This is a genomic window from Paenibacillus sp. FSL L8-0435 (assembly GCF_037965655.1).
Lineage (GTDB): Bacteria > Bacillota > Bacilli > Paenibacillales > Paenibacillaceae > Paenibacillus.
Window position 1 is genome coordinate 3,435,370 of sequence record NZ_CP150185.1, and the last position, 19,161, is coordinate 3,454,530.

Consider the following 19,161-nt stretch of genomic DNA (forward strand, 5'->3'; position numbering starts at 1 on the left):
AAACGAGATTATTTCTTCCCGTAGGCTTCATTAACTGCCTGAGTTGCGTCATCGCCCCCAGCTGCACGCCAATTTTGGACAATAACATCGAAATAATCGATACTTTCGCTACCCATAATGATCTTGGTGAAACCTTCGGTCAGGATATCATCCAAGGTTGTGCCGTAGCTTGAAAGTATTTCTGGCGTAACACCCCATAAGGCCGTCTTTGTATAGTTCTCGCTGTCCAGTACTTTCTTGGCAAGACCATACGCGTTCTTTGGAGCCCCTTGTTGCAAATAATCACCAACTGCTCCTGGGGTTGCATTCTCTATGAATTCCACACTGTTGTTATATTTTTGCCACATACCCGAAGTCGTGAGTCCACTGGTATCCTTGGATTGAAGGGCAGCGGAGACCGCCTCAAATTGCTCGTAATCGGAATTCGGATTAAGTACACGGAACGCTCCAACAACATGGGCAATATCGTTGTCCAGCAAGGCGGATAACGTTTCTGTGGATTCCTTGCCATTGCCTTCATCCACAATATAAGCATAGTCGTTCAAAATTTTGATCACTTCTTCAGGACTTTTAAATCCCTTTTTCATGACGATATAATTGTTGTTAGCGAAAAAGATGGATTGTTTGGCTTCTTTCCCATCAACGGTAGGGATGATATAAGGGTAGAAGATGGCGTCCTTACCCAGATTGGATACCGTATCGACACCCGGATTATAACCCCACCATTGGTAATAAGGCTGCATTCCCACTTTGCCGGCTACGATATCCGCGTTCATCGCATTAAAGTCTTTGATTGCAAATTCCGGATCAATGATGCCTCGCTTGTACCATTCTGACCACTCAGCCAGCGCATTTTTCATCTCAGGCTGCACGGAGCCGTACACGAGTTTTCCAGTGCTATCCTCCATCCACATATCCGGATGCGCATTCCATGCAATGGCAAGCAGGTTGAGGTAATCCAACGATTGGTCTACCGCTATACCATAACCACTGTGCTTTTCCATGAATTTTAGTGCAATATTTTTGATGTCTTCCACAGATTTTGGATCTGGGACTCCCAATTCTTCTTTCCAGTCGTTCCGGATCCAGATGAAGTCTGGTTGTTCAATTAATCCCCAGTGCATCTGTGGTATCCCGTATAGCTTACCGTCTTTCTTTCCAGACTCGTAACTGTCCGCATCTGCTTCCATGTAACCTTTGAGACGATCTGAAGCGTGTTGATCAAATACCTCGGTAAGGTCCATGACCATATCTGCTTCGACTAACTGTCTCAGTTGTGATGGATTAACTCTGAATACGTCAGGAAGATCGTTCGATGCGATAGCCAAATTGAGTTTTGTATCGTACTCATCGCTAACCCAGTCTGTTTTGACATCAATATTAAACTTCTCTTTGTATCGCTTAATCCAAACATTGTTGGTGATATCGTCGCCCTTTGGATATTTTGCAGAGGAGTATTCTGATGTTACGGTATGAATGGTTGTCGTTCCAGCCTCGTTGGAATCCGTGTCCGTCGTTGAACCTTTATCAGCACCGTTTCCATTGCTACAGGCTGCGAGTAATAAGGTTGACATGCACACAGACAAGACTAAGGCTTTCGTTTTCTTGTTCATTTCTTTTCCCCCTTATCAGTCATATTTCAATAACGCTTTCTTGAAAATATTCTAAACGAGAAAGGGGGAACGGGATATAAAGGTTATTGACGAGAACTGGTATCTTTTTTTACTTTTGAGTTGTAGCGGAGAAAAGAATAATGAGCTTTGTGCACTTTTTTTACTTTGTACTCCTTCTTTTTTTACTCATGTCTCCAAAAATTGCTTTAGATGACGATCGATAACGAGTGAATCCTCTTCGTTTGCTCCGATTCCAAAGCAGTGTCCCCACTTGGACTGTATAGGTTGATACACCGCGTTTGGCATATGCTGAGCATCATACGCACTGTCTTCTGGCGTGAAGAACAAGTCACTTGATCCTGGCATAACGAGTGCAGGAGAGGTGATCTTGCTTAACGCCTGTTCGAAGTTGCCGTCATCTACGGGATTATCGCTAATGTCTCCATAGATTCCTGTACGCAGCATGGTAATCAAGTCGTTAGCATCGAAGGGAAGAAATACCTGATCCCAGTAATCTTCTACATAAGATTGCAAGGAGTCGTAACCCTCAGATTGATACAATTTCTCCAAATAGTACGCCTGCGAAAACCCCCATGGAGCATAAGCTCTTCCCATCGCTGCGAGACCAGCAACCGGAGGGCGTTCATATCTACCATTTTTATAATTCGAATCTGCCTGTAACGCCGCGATCATTGCTTCGAATACCAACTGTGTATGGGGTCTGCTCTTTGCCGTTCCGCCAAAGGGGGCAATACGCTCGACCATCTCAGGATAACTGGTTCCCCATTGATAAACCTGCATGGCTCCCAGAGACCAGCCCACAACAAGTTTGATTTTGGAGATACCGAATTTTTGAGTGATGAGTTGATGTTGGGCACGTACATTGTCATACATGGAGATGAGAGGGAAGTTGTTCTTATCATATGGGGCAGGGGTATTACTAGGAGAAGACGATAACCCGTTACCCAACATATTGGGCACAACGATAAAATAACGACTGGGGTCCAGTGCCTTGTCCGTTCCAATTAACCATTCATTATCTGTGTGAATTCCAGCAAACCATGTTGGGACAACAATAACATTGTCCTTTGCCGCGTTTAAGTTTCCATAGGTCTTGTAAGCGATAAAGGCTTGAGGGAGCTGTTGTCCCGATCGAAGTAATGTATCTCCAAGGTTATATGTTTCATAATCGTTCATAGATTGATTCTCCTTATAAAATAGTAATAACTTGATTTCACTCTACAATACGTCTATTATCAATTCAACGAAACGTTATCGAACATATCATTCATTTTTTTTGAACTTGGGAGGTACGTGACTCATGGAAATACGCCAGCTAAAAACCTTTTGGACACTTGCATCGACCTGCAGCTTTAGTCAAACTGCTGAATTATTGAGCTATGTACCCTCTACCATAACCATGCAAATCAAATCGCTGGAAGAAGAGCTTGGTGTAAAATTGCTGGATCGATTAGGCAAAAAGGTCGTGTTAACGGATGCTGGCCAACAGTTTCTGCCTTACGCCACTAAGATTTTAAACGATGTAGAGGAAGCAAAGTGCATATCCAGTCAGCACGGAGAATTGGCGGGAACGGTTGTGATCGGAGCAGACGAAGTGCTGTGTGCATATCTTCTTCCAGCCTTGTTCAAACGCTTTCGAGCAGACTATCCTGGTGTGCGGTTATTGTTCCGCCCCTTGTCTGGGCAAGAGCTTAAATCGAGTCTGAGAGAAGGGCATGCCGATGTCGTTTTTGTATTGGATGAGCCTATTAATTCCAAAGACCTTCAATCAGAGTTTTTAAAGGATGAGACCTTTCAAATGGTGGTTTCTCCCGATCATATGTTAGCATCGCGTTCCGAGTTGGTCATTGATGACTTCCACAAACAGCATTTTTTGCTGACCGAAAAGAACTGTTCGTATCGCACTCATTTTGATCAATCCATAACAAAGAAAGGTGTGGATGCTCTGACAGAGCTGGAGTTTCATAGTGTAGAAGCCATTAAACAATGTGTTGTGGCTGGCCTAGGGATCGCTTTATTACCTGAAATGGCTTTGAAGAAAGAGTTGAGCGAAGGGGAAGTGGTTGCTCTGCCGTGGGATTTATCAGATGTATCCTTTTCTGCGCAAATGCTCTGGCATCGGGAAAAATGGATCTCTCCGTCCATGGCTGCTTTCATGGAGGTCGCCAAGAGTGAGTTGATTTGATTGTTCAGAATTTGTTTAGATGTATGTGTTAAGATATTCTTCATGGAGATCGTGATGTTAAATGGAATCAACCTTCAGCAACATGATACAGATATATATGGGGGATTAGCAATGGAGAGAAAGATTAGAAATTCTGCAAAAGCATTGATCATTAAAGACGGGAGAATGCTTGCAATGAAGCAGGATGATAATGATGAAGTCATCTACATCCTGCCTGGTGGGAGCCAGAATGCAGGTGAAACCTTGACGGATGCTGTGAAGCGTGAAGTTGCGGAAGAAATCGGAATAGATGTAGAACCGTTATCACTGGAATTTGTCATTGAAGGGGTATACGGTGAAGCTCTTCATCGTGTAGATTTTGTTTTTTTATGCGAGTACATAGGATTGATAGACCAAGATAGTTCTATTCTGCCAATTGACGAAAATCAAGTGGAATATGAATGGCTCGAAATTAAAAATATAAACGAACTACCTTTATTTCCTTCAAAATTACGAAAGCAGATCATTAGATTGGTTGAGGGAGAAAAAACGGTTATGTATTTAGGAAATGAGGAAGATGACGACCTGAATAGTTAGATGTGTACACGTCGTAAACAAGCGGCCGTCTTGTATTTATAAAGGAAAGACTATTTCAAAGGACATGATGGTCCAGTGAAATAGTCTTTTTGCCGTTGAACAAATTGTGCAGAGCGATTAGATAATGAACATCTATGATAAGGGGTTACATTAGGCCAGGAGTTATATATCTTGTTGCTTCACGCCTGCTGTCATATTTTTCTGACCCCACATTACCATGGATTCAATTAAAGGAACCAATTCCTTGCCTGATTCTGTGAGCGAATACTCCACTCTCGGTGGCACCTCGTTATATTGCTCCCGATGCACGATGCCGGAATGAATCAAATCCTTCAAACAGTTCGTTAACATCGTTCCGGTAATGCCAGGCAGTCTTCTTTTTAATTTATTGTAACGTATACAGTCATTTTCACTGAGGATTGCCAGGATCGGAAGATTCCACTTGCCTCCAATGACCTGAAATGCATAAGTCGCTGGACATAACTGATCAAAATTAAACTCGTATTTCACTTAATACCCTCCAATAGTATACTTTTTGATACTAAGTCAGAAAAAGAATCGTACTTGTTCAGAAGATTGTAGACATTATAATCAAACTAACACAAGAAAATCAATTCATAAGACAATATAAAGGCGGGATAACGTGAGTAACGAATCTATGATGTGTGATCTGGAAACAGGCGTATGTGGTGTGAATGAGGAAGAGGCGATGCAAGAAATCAATCTGAATCACGTTGAGAAAAGGATAACTCTTTATTACGCAACAGATCCGATCTGCTCTCACTGCTGGGCGCTTGAGCCTGTGCTTCATCGGTTTATTGAGGAATACGGCCATTATTTTACGCTGCAAATCAAAATGGGTGGGCTACTGGCTAACTGGAATGGTTTCTCGGATGGCGCTAACGGGATTAAGAAACCTTCGGACGTTGCAGCGCATTGGAAGGAAGTGGGTGAACATTCACGCATGTCCATCGACGGTTCCTTATGGCATGATAATCCAATACTTTCTTCTTATCCGCCATCTCGCGTATTTAAGGTCATTCAGAGTACACACCCTGGTAAAGAGCAGGACTTTTTAAGACGTGTGCGTGAAGCCGTATTTGTATTTAATCGAAATATTGGAGAAGATGATGTGCTGACGGATATCGTCAATCAACTGGGCTTGAATGGAAAAGAAGTGGTTGAGGCGGCTGCACAGCAATCTGCACAAGATTTATTAGAGGAAGACTTTGAGCGTGTCGCTGGTTTGGGAGTTAGAGGTTTCCCATCCATTATCATTGTGAATGAAGAGAATCAGGGTATAAAAATTGTCGGAGCGCGTTCTCTTGAAACATATGTGCAAGCACTTCAGCAGGTGCTCGGTGGTGATCTGAAACCCAAACAGATAATCTCGTTGGAGCAGAAAATCAATGAAGGACACCTTCTTTTTTCTAAAGAAATGGAGGTCTTGTACAGTATCGAAAAGAGTGATATTGAATCATATGTGAAATCTGAATTGGCAGAGCACACATATCGTGTGGGTCATATTTTGAATGAGATGTATGTTGAGCATATCTGAGGCAGGAAAATACAAGAAATCAAATCCAAAGCAGGTCAGCGATATGACTTGCTTTTTTTGTACATCTGCGAAAAAAACTGATTTGAATTGAAAACGAGGCTTGACCTTGGGTCGGACCTAAGGTTTATGCTATGTACAGGAAGAACAGCGAAGGTGGAGATGACAGTGAATGCTGAAATTACAATTAGCGAATTGGCCAAGCTGATGCACGTATCGGTACATCAAATTCGTTATTTTGAGGAAAAGGGAGTGTTGCATCCGGCTTACACAGGTGATAATCAGTACCGGATGTATGGCATAGATGAAGTGTACAGGCTTGCCCATATTTTATTGCTGCGTAAGATGGGGCTGTCCGTTCAAGTGATCAAAGAATGTCTTACACGTCTGACTCCCGAAGAGATCACACGACTCTTTCATCAGGCACTGACCGATACCGAAGCCGAGATTAAGAAACTTCAGGAGACCAAGCATTTTATGGAGAAGTTATTGGAGGAAAAAGCACATCTTGCCGATCTGATGGAGGCAGCATATAACATCATTCAGCGCGAAGCCACACCGCTATCGCTATGGTTTGAGATGGAAGCTACTGCCACTCTGAATGCGCAGACACTTGTACAGCACAAAGGCAAGATCACCAATCTGTTTGAAGCAGATCTCCATTATGTCTACGATTCGTCCGGCATCGTAGGCATGTACACTCCCACTCAGGAAGGAATGCATCATCTGATGCTGCCAGCGGGTACGTACCTGTCCTGTCATCTATTTGTGGAAAATGAAGAACAACTGACTGCTCATATTCAGCATTTTTATGCTAACGCCGAAGAGGTGGGGTATGTCTGTCAGGGGCCGCTTCTCATGGTGGAAAAATCGTATTTATCGTTGTTCACACCCGACAAGCTTCATTATGAATTACTGTCACAGATTATAACAGAACAGGAGGTTTCCTTATGACACATCTCGTTCAGATTGAACACCTCCAGCCTGATCGTTACAAAATAGCCAGCGAACTGATGGCTTATGGATTTGGACATAAATTCCAGAGATCCACTGCAATGTCCTTGTCAGATCTGGCTACAGCCTTTGAGCAGATGCTGCATCATGTTCCCCAAGATACTGGTAATCTGCGCATGGTCGCACGAGAAGACGATGTCATTGTGGGCACGATGTCGTTGAAGTGGAAACCAGGCTCTCATGAACAGATCTCTGGAAAGGTGAAGGGTTCCCAGGTATGGGACGCTTGCAATCACATCGGCGCTTGGAGACGCCTTCTGCTGTTAACGGGAATTCATTTGCTGAAACACGAACCTGTGACGCAGGAATGTTACATCGAGGATATCGTTGTGTATCCACAACATCAGCGCAAGGGAATCGGCAGACAATTACTCGCCTGGGCGCAGCAATACATGCTGCAATCCCCGCAGATGTCGTATCTCAGTCTGCATGTGGCAAGTCACAACCTGAAAGCCATTCAGATGTACGAACGTCTGCAGTTTCACACACAAAACAGTACAAAAAGCTGGATGACTGGTATGCTTCTCGGTGAACAACAATGGAATTATATGACTCACAATGGAGAATATCATGCTTCAACGTAAAGGAATCTGGATTTCACTACTCGTCTTCATTTTATTAATTGTTGGTACAGGAACGTACATTATCGTGCAACAGGACTACAGTATGGTCGAACAACACATTGAAATTCAAACCCCACAAGGCAAACTGACAGGTACACTGTCTCTGCCTGAGAACGAATCAGGCAAGCTGGGACTCGTGCTTTTCATCCATGGTAATGGTCCGATTGATTCGACACATAGTGATGGATATAAGCCATTGTGGGAGCGCCTTGCTTCCATAGGATACGCTTCGTTGTCGCTGGACAAACGCGGCGTAGATGGTTCCGAAGGCAACTGGCTGAATCAAAGCATCGATGATCGCGTAGTTGAAGCCGAGCAAGCTATCGCTTGGGCGAAAGAGCAGCCGATGATTGATGGTTCCAAAATTGGTGTATGGGGAGCGAGTCAGGCAGGGTGGGTCATTCCCAAGCTTGCAGGCAAGGAAAATCTCGCATTTAGTATTCTCGTTTCTCCAGCGATCAATTGGCTGAGACAGGGAGAATACAACACAAGGAGTCAAATGGCCAAGGATGGATTTTCGGCCACTGAGATACAAGCACAGGTGGATTACAATAACAAGATCAATGATGTGTTGAAACGTCATGGTTCTTATGAGGAATACATTAGGCTTGCACGTCAAGGTGAGGAGCAAATGATCAAGGATCGTTGGAACTTTGTGAGTAAAAACTTCACAGTGGATGCAACGGAGGATTTGCACAATTTCAAAACACCAGTCCTGCTATTGCTTGGAGAAGATGACGTCAATGTTGATATCAAGGATACCGAGCGTGCATATCGTCAGGAAGTCAAGCCGTCGTATTTGCTTCACGAGAAGATTTTCCAAAACACAGAGCATTCGATGCTTCCTACATCCATTGCAGGCTCGGAATGGAGAATGGGGCTGAGATTCCTGTTTGCTCCAAGAAGTATTACCACCGCTGAGTATATGGACGAGATTGAACAATTCCTGACCAAATTGGCGTTATAAAGAGAACAGGTTGAGCACCGATTTTATATCGATTCGTATTAGAAGGTATAATAAAGCTCTGGAGGTGAACGAGATGCTGGAATTAGAGTTTACTACTATAGAGGAGTGGGATGAAGCAATGTGGGCACGGATGGAGCGGATCTATCATGAGGCCTTTCAAAGCGGTGCGAAGACAAAAGTGATTCTGCGCAGTATGCTGGACCGAGGGGTTGGTTATTTACACACGGGCGTGCATCAGGGAAAAGTGGTTGCGATGGCTGTTACTGGACTGGAGGGGAAGGCTGTGGACCGCATTCTGATCATTGACTACCTCGCAGTTGATCAGAAGCTGCGCGGGTTGGGCATAGGGACCTGGATGCTGGAGCAGCTCAGAGCTTGGGCGCTAAGGGAACATGAGATCAGAGGGATCCTTATCGAGGCGGAGTCCGGGACAACGGGGGCTCATCAGGAACGCATTCAGTTCTGGCAAAGCAACGGGTTCATCCTGACCTCCTATGTCCATCAATATAGAATGGTGCCAGAACCATATCAGGCAATGATGCTGCCATTGGATAGAAGTACGCATGTGCCTGATGATGGTGAGGCACTGTTTCGTTATATCAATGCTTTTCACAAGGTTGCTTACCGGAAGAGTTAGACCCCTCAAACGATTTTACTTTATCCAATAAAGCGCTGGTCATTTTTCAATTTCGGCACACGGATGTACTATCGCACAGGCAAGTCGTCCACCCATTGCGTAGACTGAAGTAGATCAAGTCAAGTGAGGTGAATTCCATGGCTAAAACCAATGAAATACACGTCCGGGTGAAACGGCTCAAGGATCGCCCAGTCTGCGTGACTCTTCATAATGGCGAAACGTATGTCGGGTACATCTCTGGCGTTAACAACGAAGGCGTAGTGCTTACCGGGGGCGGAAAGCTTACTCAGGCTGCAATCACAGCAACCTCATCTGAAGGCAGTGCTCGCAAAACCAAACCTAAAGCAGGGGTGAAGAGAAAAACAGCCTCCTCTCGGAACCGTAAACGGGTGAACAGTACTTGTAAGTCGCAGGTGCGATCCCGGTCGATGTCTCGTTCAACGTCTCGGCCAGCTCAGGTATCCTCTTTCATGCCTATGCTAGGCTCGTTGTTAGGTGGCTTCGGCGGAGCTGGTGGTGCAGGCTCAATTGGAGGTATGTTAGGCGGTGGTATGCGGTTGTTTGGCATGATCCAGCGGTTTACACCTGTGGTCAAAATGGGGTATGGCATGATTAAGCAGATTCAGCCATTTATGGGGGCAGTTCAAGGGCTGATGACTCCAGCAAGCCAAGCAGCTCAGGCTGAAGCCGAAGGTGAAGAGGAAGCACAACAAGGATAATACTTGAAATGAAAATCGTGAAATAGAACACAACCTGCGTTGCATTTGGGAAAGAAGCATTGCTAGTATGTTGGGTGATCTGATTTCTTTCTGATCTGGTCTGTTCCTTATCTTCTCCGCTAGATGCTTAACTGCAAGCTGCTCTCCGTAAGCCAAACGGAGGGTGGCTTATTTGCTTATGCTGTATATGAGGTTCGAACTAGCTCAATATAGTATGCTTGCTCAGCGCTAACGAACTTCAGAAACCTTATTCGGGTCAATATCAAGCCGTTAAAATTCTAACGAACAAGACACACCCTATTTGCTGCAAAATGTAGGTGAAAAGGGGCTGATTCTGCATCATAACTTCTCCTGTGTTCGTTAAATTCCTTCGTTGCGAGGAATGAAAACTGAGGTTTCAAATACTCGTCTAACATCTAAATTTGATACCATGTAGTTCGACCGACCACTGTCATACAGCAAAAAGCACCGCGCGCTGGGAGCTGCACGCGGTGCGAAAAGCATTGCTGTTGTTGCAGAGTGGAAACCGATTCTATTCCGCTGTTATTAAGCCTTTAAGCCTGTTTGGTTTTCAGACGAATGACGTTCCATGATGCTTTGTTCAAGACTGCTTGCACTTTACCCTGGTCAACCGTTGTATATCCGCCGTTGTGAGGAACAACGTTACGTGGGTTTTCTTTGGTATTGGTGGCTTTCAAGTCGTTGTTCTCCAATACGATATGTTCCACAAATGTCGTTTCTCCGAAGGAGCGCAGATCCACATTCAGTTCCAACTTCTCATCCAGATGTCTGTTCACCGCAAAGATCGTGATCGTGCCGTTTTCTTCATCATGCACACTGATTGCTTCGAGATAAGGCACATCTGTAAAGTCTTTGGAATCATATTTAGGTGAAGTTGTGATGGATCGCAACACCGTACCACGACCGAAGTTGGATGCGTGCATGAATGGGAAATACGTCGTCTGGAACCAGATTGCTCCGTTATTTTCCGTCATGATTGGTGCAATGGTGTTAATCAACTGGGCAAGGCAAGCCATTTTTACACGGTCGGCGTGCTTGAGTATGGTAATCAGATAACACCCCACAGCCAGTGCATCTTCATGTGTATACACATCTTCAAACTCTGGAGGCGCAATCTGCCAACGTTCTTCCATACGGCTTGTGCCGATGGATTTCCATACATTCCATTCATCCAGAGACAGCATTAATTTCTTTTTGCTGCGTTTCTTGGCTTGTACAAAATCACAGATTGAAGCCACACTATCAATAAATTGATCCAGATCCAGCGATGTCGCCAGGAAGTCATACGTGTTGTCTTTGTTGTTGTTGTAGTACTGATGCAGGGACAAGTAGTCCACATTTTCATAGGTGAGATCAAGCACGGTTGCTTCCCAATCTGCAAATGTACTCATGTCACGGCTGGAACTGCCGCAAGCCACAAGCTCGATATCCGGGTCTACCCATTTCATCGCTTTAGCGGTCTCATTGGCAATACGCCCATATTCATATGCAGTCATTGCACCAATCTGCCAAGGGCCGTCCATTTCGTTGCCTAGACACCAGGTTTTGAATTTATGCGGGTCCTTGTAACCGTGAGAGATACGCAGATCACTCCAGTATGTGCCAGATGGGTGGTTGCAGTATTCGATCAGGTTTCTGGCCGCATCAATGCCGCGAGTACCCAGATTTACAGCCATCATCACTTCGGTTCCAACGAGTTTGGCCCAATCTGCAAATTCGTTTGTTCCAACTGCATTCGTTTCAATCGTCCACCAAGCGAGTTCAAGTCTGCGTTTACGTTCCGCTACCGGACCAACGCCGTCCTCCCAATTGTAACCGGATACGAAATTGCCGCCCGGATAACGAACAATTGGCACATTCAAAGCTTTAATCGCTTCAATGGCATCCTGACGGAAACCTTGAGCATCTGCCGTAGGGTGACCTGGATCATAAATACCGCCGTATACGGCCCGTCCCAGATGTTCTATAAATGAACCATAGACACGCGGATCTACTTCAGCAATCTGAAAGTCTTTATCGATAAGCATTTTGGATGTAAGCATGGTATGTACCTCCATTGGATGAATTCATATTCTTGAAAGAAGTAACAGTGATATTGAATTCGCTTAAAAGCAAAATCAATTCCTTGATTTGTTATCTAATATGTATCATAGTGCTTATATATTGAGCAAGTTCATTTTGATGAGTTCGCTAAATAACGAATCCTGTGATTGAAATAGATCGATTTTACTCAAAAAGGAAGTGAACATCATGATGCTTGGGACAGATGCAGCTTCATTGCTAATTTACGAGGCACTGGCAAGTGAAGCCCGATTAAACATTGTGCGCCTGCTGCTACAAAACAGAGAAATGCATATCAATGCGCTTGCCCAAGAGCTTTTTCTGAGCAAAGCTATTGTAAGTACACATGTCAGCAAGCTGCAAAAAGCCGGAATTGTCGGTAGCCGAATGAAACGGGAGAACGGCGGAACCTATAAGTACTGTTTTATCGTACGAGAGTTCATGACTATTAACCTGTCACCAGAGCCTGTTGATGCTCCTTACCATGAAATATCCATACCGGTAGGTCAGTATACAGATTATGAAGCGTGGCCGACCTGCGGGATTGCGACAACTACGCAGATGATTGGACAGTACGACACACCGGCCTGCTTTATGGACCCGGATCGGGTGAACGCGGGAATCCTTTGGATGGCACGAGGTTTTCTTGAGTATAAGATTCCCAATTATCTGTATAATGATCAGCATCTTCGAGAGATTGAAATTTCCCTTGAACTAAGCTCGGAAGCGCCAAAGGTGAACGAAAACTGGCCGTCTGATATTCGCTTTACCCTTAACGGCAGTGATCTCGGTACTTGGACAAGCCCTGGCGATTTCGGGGATCGGAAAGGTAAACATACGCCACAATGGTGGAAGCTGGATGTCAATCAGTATGGTGTATTGAAAATGCTGCGTATTAACGGGGAAGGCACGTTTATGGATGGTCAGCGCATCTCGGACGTGCGCGTTCAAGACCTGAATCTGGGTGCATCCACCTATTGGACCTTTGGATTGAAGCCAGAAGAGGGAGTAGATGGCCGAGGCGGGCTTACCCTGTTTGGCAAAGGTTTTGGCAACTATGATCAGGATATTCTGATTCGATACTATTATGATGCTCAGGAAAATAAAACTCCAGACGAATAGGATTTTCGTTTTGATGTCAGTTTATAGAGGGAAAGTTCCACGATGAACCACCTGCAGAACAATTCCAGAGTAATGGTATTGACAACGATTACATAGCTGATATAAGATACAGCTATATAAGGAGTGTCACTGATTCGATCAGGCACCACCAAAGTCTGGATTCCACAAGTTTGTTTATTACTTGTGAATTGGACATTGGTGGTGCTTTTTGCATACTGGGGGTGATTGCATCATGAGGTTTAAAAAATCGTTAAATAACAACATCGCACTGGCGGAAGACGCCGAAGGCTGCGAAGTCATTGTCATCGGAACGGGTGTTGGCTTCAAAAAAGTAAAAGGACAGCCGATTGAGCAGAGCCAGATCCAGAAAATGTTCCGAATTGGCTCGAATGATAAATATCAGCGAGTTGAACAATTTCTCAGTGATATCCCACTGCAAGTCATCGATATTACGGATCAGATTATTGAAGAAGGCAAGACGATAATCGGAAAAAAGCTGAATGACTCGATCCTGTTAACACTTGCGGACCATATTCATTTTGCGCTGGATCGTTTCAAAAAAGGCGTGGATGTGCAAAATCCGCTTCATTGGGACATTCGCCATCTATATCCTGCCGAATACCGTGCCGGAGAATGGGCAGTTCGAAAAATCAATGATGCTTTTCAAGTCTCATTGCCATCTGGTGAATCAAGCTCTATTGCCCTTCATTTCGTGAACTCACAATTCGACTCGGGCAGTATGAACCAAACGATTAAAATTACACAGATGATTAATGACATTTTAGGTATCATGACAGAACATTTTGGAATGGCACTGAATCAGGAATCTGCTGATTTTTCCAGGTTCATCACCCATCTGAGATACTTCATTGTTCGTCAGTTGAACCGGGAAGTGCTCTCGTTTAAAGATCAGCAATTTCTATATGATGTATTGTCGGAGCGATATCCTGTCAGCTTCCAATGCGCACTCAAAATAAAGGATGCGATGGAGCAGCAACGCGGATTCGTGATTACTCCCGATGAGATGGTATATCTCATGATCCACATCGAGAGAGTGACATCCCGTACCGATACGGATTGATCTCCATACAACCTGTTTGAAGTTATACCATCATCAATATGAATTGAATATGGAGTGTTACTGATTCGATCAGGCACCACCAAATGTTTCCGACTCCGCATCTGCAGCGGGCCGGTATTACATTTGGTTTTTTTTTCGCCAAAAAAGGAGGAAGCAGCATGAATCATCGGGAGTTGTCCAAAGAAATTATCCAGTTAACAGGAGGGCAAGAGAATATTACCCAAGCCTGGCATTGCATCACACGGCTTCGTTTTAACGTTCGAGAGCAAAACAAAGTTCAATTGGAACAGATCAAAGCACTCGATGGTGTGCTCGGCGCACAGTTTCAAAACGATCAGTTTCAGGTGGTCATTGGCAACCAGGTTGCAGCCGTATATGAGCAAATCGAGGATCAGATGAAGCAGAGTGGCATATCGAAGCCCGAAACAGACGCGCCACGCTCTAAAGGGATTAATGCTGTTTTGGATACGATCTCCGGCATTTTCACTCCGATTCTGCCTGCCATCGTAGGTACAGGGATGTTAAAGGGGATTCTGGCATTGCTCGTTACACTTGGAGCGATACAGGAGAAAAGCGGTGAGTATCAAGTTCTGTCTTCCATCGCAAACGCGGCCTTTTATTTCTTGCCTTTTCTTCTGGCTCTATCATCTGCCCGCAAGTTCAAAGTGAATGAATATATCGCCCTGACGCTTGCAGGAACGTTATTGTATCCTACGATGCTGGATGCGTATCTGGCAAACCAGCTTGAACCGATCCGTTTTCTCTCGCTACCCGTGTCCATTGTGAATTACACCCAGTCCGTTATTCCCATTATTCTGGGCGTGTGGCTTCTGAGTTATGTACATCGCTGGGTGGATCGTTTTATTCCCGGTCCGGTCAAAGTCATCTTTACCTCGATGATTGTACTAGTCATCACGGTGCCGATTCTATTAATTGCGATTGGCCCCCTAGGGAATTACATGGGTATCTATCTGGAAATGGGCACTTCTTGGCTCTTTGCCCATTCGGGTCCGTTAACCGGCATTATTCTTGGCGGCTTCATGCCTCTGATTGTTATGACGGGAATGCATTATGCGTTCTTCCCAGGCACCTTGCAGAATCTGAGCAAACTCGGATATGACGTGCTTTTGCTGCCGATCAACCTGATAACCAATATGAGCCAGGCTGGTGCAGTCACGGCTGTTTTCCTCAAGACCAAAGATAAAAGAATGAAATCCATTGCTTTATCCAGTGGCATATCCGCCTTGCTTGGCATTACTGAACCCGCACTGTACGGTGTCACCTTGAAGCTGAAAAAACCATTTTACGCTTCACTCATCGGTGGAGCAGCAGGGGGTGGCTTTATTACTGCAGTGGGTCTGAAATGCTTCGGTTTTGCTGTACCAGGATTGCTTTCACTTCCGTTATACATTGGGCCGAATGGTGGCATGTCCAATTTCTGGTATGCATTAATCGGAATAGGCATCAGCTTTAGCGTTTCCTTCGTGGTGACTTTACTGCTCAAGTGGGATGAGCCAAATACACGCGATTCTGCCATGTCCGACTCAGCAAAAAAATTAACCGAACAGGAACAGGAGACAACCACTGCCTTCTCTCAAGAAATGGTGACATCTGTAACAGTACATTCCATTGAGGAAAAGAAAGGAGAGGTTTTCAGCCCGCTCATTGGTGAATTGGTGCCGCTCGCAGAGCTTCCCGATCAAACGTTTGCCGAGGAAATGACCGGGAAAGGTATTGCCATTCGTCCGCAGGATGGACGTGTTACAGCTCCTTTTGACGGAACCGTCACGTTGGTTGCCAAAAGTAAACATGCGATAATGCTGACATCATCCAGTGGAATCGACATTCTCATTCATGTTGGACTAAACAGTGTGTCGCTCAAAGGGAAATATTTTGACGTGAAGGTTGTTGCTGGACAAGAAGTGAAGAAGGGTGATTTGCTTCTGGAATTTGATATGGATGGCATCCAGGGTGCGGGTATTGATCTTGTGACACCAGTCATTGTAACCAATACGCCGGATTACCTCGATGTAGTACCTGTTCAGGTGAAGGGGGTGATTCCAATGAATGAATTGCTTCTCCTCACCGTTCGTTGACAGCTTCATGCATACCACATACAAAAAAAGGAGAGAAATAACATGACAAAAACAATTAAACACTCATTTCCTGAAGGATTTTTATGGGGCGGAGCTACCGCTGCCAATCAGCTCGAAGGTGCATATGACGCAGACGGCAAAGGACTATCTACCTCAGACATGGCTCCATTCGTTCCACATGAGGAGCGCAATGGCAAGGATTTTACCTTCGACGTGGATTCTGTTCAATTGGAAGAATATCTGAGCGGTAACACAGACGTATATTTCCCGAAACGGAACGGCGTGGATTTCTATCATCGCTACAAAGAAGACATTGCCTTGTTTGCAGAGATGGGTTTCAAAGTGTTTCGTCTTTCGATCGCGTGGACACGGATCTTCCCAACAGGAGAAGAAGCAGTTCCCAATGAAGCTGGACTTGCCTTCTATGATAACGTGCTCGACGAACTTTTGAAATACGGCATTGAGCCGCTCGTAACGATCTCTCACTACGAGATGCCCGTTGAGTTAACCCGCAAATACAACGGCTGGGAAAGCCGCGAGATGATCGATCTGTATCTGAAATTTGCCAATACGCTGTTTGACCGTTACAAAGACAAAGTGAAATACTGGATCACCTTCAATGAAATGAACATGATGCTGACAAGTCTGTATACTGGCGGCGGCATTCTGGAAGATAAAATCAAGGGAAACCCGGAGCAAGTGGCTTATCAGGCAACGCATCATCAGTTTGTAGCTAGTGCGCTGGCTGTCAAAAGCGGAAAAGAGAAAATGCCGAATGCACAAATCGGCTGTATGATCTGCCGTCTGGAAACGTATGCTGCTTCTAGTAAACCGGAGGACGTTCTGCAGACGCTGAAGGAAGATCAGATGAACCTGTTCTACCCAGAGGTGCAGGCACGAGGCGAATACCCATCCTATATGCAAAGATATTTTGAGGAAAACGGCATTGAACTGGTTAAAGCTCCTGAGGACGATGCCATTATCCGGGACAATACCGTGGACTTTATTGCTTTCAGTTATTACATGACGTATATCGGAAAATATGATCCCAATGACAACAGCAACTCTGGTATGCTGGTCAGTCAGATCAAAAACCCGCATCTGAAAGCTACCGAATGGGGATGGCCTATCGATCCAATTGGTCTTCGCGTCGCGCTGAACCGATTGTATGATCGTTACCGGATGCCGCTCTTCATCGTTGAGAACGGGCTGGGTGCTATCGACACACCGGAAGAGGACGGGGCAGTGCATGACCCTTATCGCATCAATTACTTGCGCAGCCACATTGAACAGATGAAAGAAGCTGTCGCTGACGGCGTTGAATTGATGGGTTTCACTAGCTGGGGACCTATCGATATCATTAGCTGCTCGACTTCTGAAATGGGCAAACGTTATGGTTTCATTTATGTAGATCAAGACAATGCCGGCAATGGTTCATTGGAAAGAACCCGCAAGGATTCCTTCTACTGGTACAAACAAGTTATTGAAACGAACGGAGAAATCCTGTAATTATACAAAATTCTTACACGCCGCCCGTATGGGCGGTTCTTTATTTTACACTAGTAAAATCAGGGATAATTATGTAAACTTGTGATATTCAAACAAGAGGAGTGAATTCAATGTCTAACAAGGTGATTTTGCTTTAGGTTCACAGAAGGATATTTGCGTTACAGGGATTCCTTTTGTGGACATTGCAGTGCGGGAAACCGTCCAAACAATGTTTACTGGAGGAGATTATTATTAATTTTAACGAAGCTGTTAACATCAGCAATACGCATGTACTGACGCTGGTACCCCAGCTGTTTCATCTGGAGGGTTACAATATTCAGCTTATTCCGCCTCATGAGGGTGGACGTAATGTCGTTTACACTTGCGAGCAAGAGGGGCGTGAATCGCTAATTCTACGGGTGTCTTTTTTGCCTGACAGAAAGCGGGAAGATTACATTGCCGAACTGGAGTATGTCCGGTATCTGTTTGAGCACGGTGCAAGTGTCTCGAATGTAGTTAGCTCGAAAAAGGGTCATCTGTTAGAAGAGATCACTTATAATGAGCATACGTTCTTTATCTGTATGTTTGTAAAAGCCAAGGGGAAGTTGCTGGTAGAAAACCATTATCAGTACCGTGAAGGGGTCCCAATTAGCGAATACTATTATAATAGCGGAAAAGTTCTGGGCAGGATGCATCAACTATCGAAAGGGTACACTCCCGTCCATCGCCGGCATCATTTGATTGACAATTACAGCGGTGAATATATCGATAATCTGGTACCTGAATCATTCCCTCTGCTTAAGGAGAAGATGGTTGAGCTCCTGAATACCTTACAAGGTTTGGATACAAACCAAGAGACATTCGGCATGATCCATTTTGATTATAATGACGGGAATTACTCGATCGATTTTGATACCGGTCAGATCACCGTGTATGATTTTGATAATTCATGCTTCGGTTGGTATATGTATGATCTGGCAGATCTATGGACGCACGGCGTCGGCTGGATTCAGTTTGAGCCGGATGCGGATAAACGCAAACAGTTCATGGATGACTATTTCCAAACCGCCCTCGCTGGATATACTTCCGAAACCAAGATCGAAGATTCGATGCTGGAGAAGCTGCCTTTATTTATTCAAGTCACTCTCTTGGAGAATATTCTAGGTCAATTTGAGGAAATGCAGCGTGCTGGCGAAGAACCAGAAGCTAACGAAGAACTGTTGTATCTCATTAAATGTCTGGAAGAGGCTATACAGTATAAAGGATTTTTCCATGAGATGTATTCCACTGAAGCTCCTTTTGAGTATGAGGAACGCTGAAGGGAGCTGTACGTAAACTAAACCCTGAATAACCAAGGATTCATCAAGTGGGGAGGCAGCCGG

At 44.8% G+C, this 19,161-nt stretch carries 17 protein-coding genes; 13 read left to right on the forward strand and 4 right to left on the reverse strand.

Translation table 11 applies throughout. From position 1 onward, the window contains the following. Positions 1–8: 8 nt before the first annotated feature. Entirely contained in the window at positions 9–1,613 is a 1,605-nt protein-coding gene (locus NST33_RS14950) for a hypothetical protein (protein ID WP_339185163.1), read from the reverse strand. A 186-nt stretch (positions 1,614–1,799) separates the two neighbouring features. Then, a complete protein-coding gene (locus NST33_RS14955; RefSeq protein ID WP_339185165.1) occupies positions 1,800–2,810 on the reverse strand; it encodes an alpha/beta fold hydrolase in 1,011 nt (336 codons plus the stop codon). A 124-nt stretch (positions 2,811–2,934) separates the two neighbouring features. Here NST33_RS14955 and NST33_RS14960 point away from each other — a divergent pair, with 124 nt between their 5' ends. After that, a complete protein-coding gene (locus NST33_RS14960; RefSeq protein WP_339185167.1) occupies positions 2,935–3,819 on the forward strand; it encodes a LysR family transcriptional regulator in 885 nt (294 codons plus the stop codon). Positions 3,820–3,861: 42 nt separating this feature from the next. Continuing rightward, complete coding sequence (locus NST33_RS14965) at positions 3,862–4,395, forward strand: NUDIX domain-containing protein (protein WP_339185169.1); 534 nt, start codon at positions 3,862–3,864, stop codon at positions 4,393–4,395. Between the two features lie 162 nt (positions 4,396–4,557). On the opposite strand, the gene NST33_RS14970 is transcribed toward NST33_RS14965, so the two are convergent. After that, positions 4,558–4,905, reverse strand: coding sequence for a helix-turn-helix domain-containing protein (locus NST33_RS14970; RefSeq protein WP_339185171.1), 348 nt, complete (start codon positions 4,903–4,905; stop codon positions 4,558–4,560). 133 nt (positions 4,906–5,038) lie between these two features. On the opposite strand from NST33_RS14970, the gene NST33_RS14975 reads away from it, so the two are divergent. The 6 genes from NST33_RS14975 (at position 5,039) to NST33_RS15000 (ending at position 9,910) form a co-directional block, all read left to right on the forward strand. Next, positions 5,039–5,953 (forward strand): DsbA family protein, encoded by a 915-nt coding sequence (locus NST33_RS14975; protein ID WP_339308510.1) that lies wholly within the window; start codon positions 5,039–5,041, stop codon positions 5,951–5,953. 159 nt (positions 5,954–6,112) lie between these two features. Then, positions 6,113–6,904, forward strand: coding sequence for a MerR family transcriptional regulator (locus NST33_RS14980; RefSeq protein WP_339308697.1), 792 nt, complete (start codon positions 6,113–6,115; stop codon positions 6,902–6,904). Further along, positions 6,901–7,548: a GNAT family N-acetyltransferase gene (locus NST33_RS14985; RefSeq protein ID WP_339308512.1), complete on the forward strand. Its 648-nt coding sequence runs from the start codon at positions 6,901–6,903 to the stop codon at positions 7,546–7,548. Before NST33_RS14980 ends, NST33_RS14985 begins: the two co-directional genes overlap by 4 nt. After that, the gene (locus NST33_RS14990; RefSeq protein WP_339308513.1) at positions 7,535–8,554 is read left to right on the forward strand and encodes a CocE/NonD family hydrolase; all 1,020 of its coding nucleotides are present in this window, start codon (positions 7,535–7,537) and stop codon (positions 8,552–8,554) included. The genes NST33_RS14985 and NST33_RS14990 overlap by 14 nt, the downstream gene beginning before the upstream one ends. Before the next feature lie 73 nt (positions 8,555–8,627). Next, entirely contained in the window at positions 8,628–9,191 is a 564-nt protein-coding gene (locus NST33_RS14995) for a GNAT family N-acetyltransferase (RefSeq protein ID WP_336757859.1), read from the forward strand. A gap of 137 nt (positions 9,192–9,328) precedes the next feature. Continuing rightward, positions 9,329–9,910 carry a hypothetical protein gene (locus NST33_RS15000; protein ID WP_339308516.1) on the forward strand — a complete coding sequence of 194 codons (582 nt, stop codon included), beginning with the start codon at positions 9,329–9,331 and terminating at the stop codon, positions 9,908–9,910. Positions 9,911–10,464: 554 nt separating this feature from the next. Here the strand turns inward: NST33_RS15000 and NST33_RS15005 are convergent. Then, positions 10,465–11,973: an alpha-N-arabinofuranosidase gene (locus NST33_RS15005; protein WP_047843004.1), complete on the reverse strand. Its 1,509-nt coding sequence runs from the start codon at positions 11,971–11,973 to the stop codon at positions 10,465–10,467. Positions 11,974–12,181: 208 nt separating this feature from the next. Here NST33_RS15005 and NST33_RS15010 point away from each other — a divergent pair, with 208 nt between their 5' ends. From NST33_RS15010 to NST33_RS15030, 5 genes are all read left to right on the forward strand, one after another. Next, positions 12,182–13,114, forward strand: a complete 933-nt coding sequence (locus tag NST33_RS15010) for an ArsR family transcriptional regulator (protein WP_076210729.1) — start codon at positions 12,182–12,184, stop codon at positions 13,112–13,114. A gap of 232 nt (positions 13,115–13,346) precedes the next feature. Beyond that, positions 13,347–14,195: a PRD domain-containing protein gene (locus NST33_RS15015; protein WP_237175330.1), complete on the forward strand. Its 849-nt coding sequence runs from the start codon at positions 13,347–13,349 to the stop codon at positions 14,193–14,195. A gap of 158 nt (positions 14,196–14,353) precedes the next feature. Next, positions 14,354–16,291: a beta-glucoside-specific PTS transporter subunit IIABC gene (locus NST33_RS15020; protein WP_339308520.1), complete on the forward strand. Its 1,938-nt coding sequence runs from the start codon at positions 14,354–14,356 to the stop codon at positions 16,289–16,291. Between the two features lie 42 nt (positions 16,292–16,333). Continuing rightward, on the forward strand, positions 16,334–17,800 hold the full coding sequence (ascB, locus tag NST33_RS15025) for a 6-phospho-beta-glucosidase (protein WP_307412689.1): 1,467 nt from the start codon (positions 16,334–16,336) through the stop codon (positions 17,798–17,800). Positions 17,801–17,973: 173 nt separating this feature from the next. Continuing rightward, positions 17,974–19,098 carry a phosphotransferase gene (locus tag NST33_RS15030; protein WP_339308523.1) on the forward strand — a complete coding sequence of 375 codons (1,125 nt, stop codon included), beginning with the start codon at positions 17,974–17,976 and terminating at the stop codon, positions 19,096–19,098. Positions 19,099–19,161: the final 63 nt, after the last annotated feature.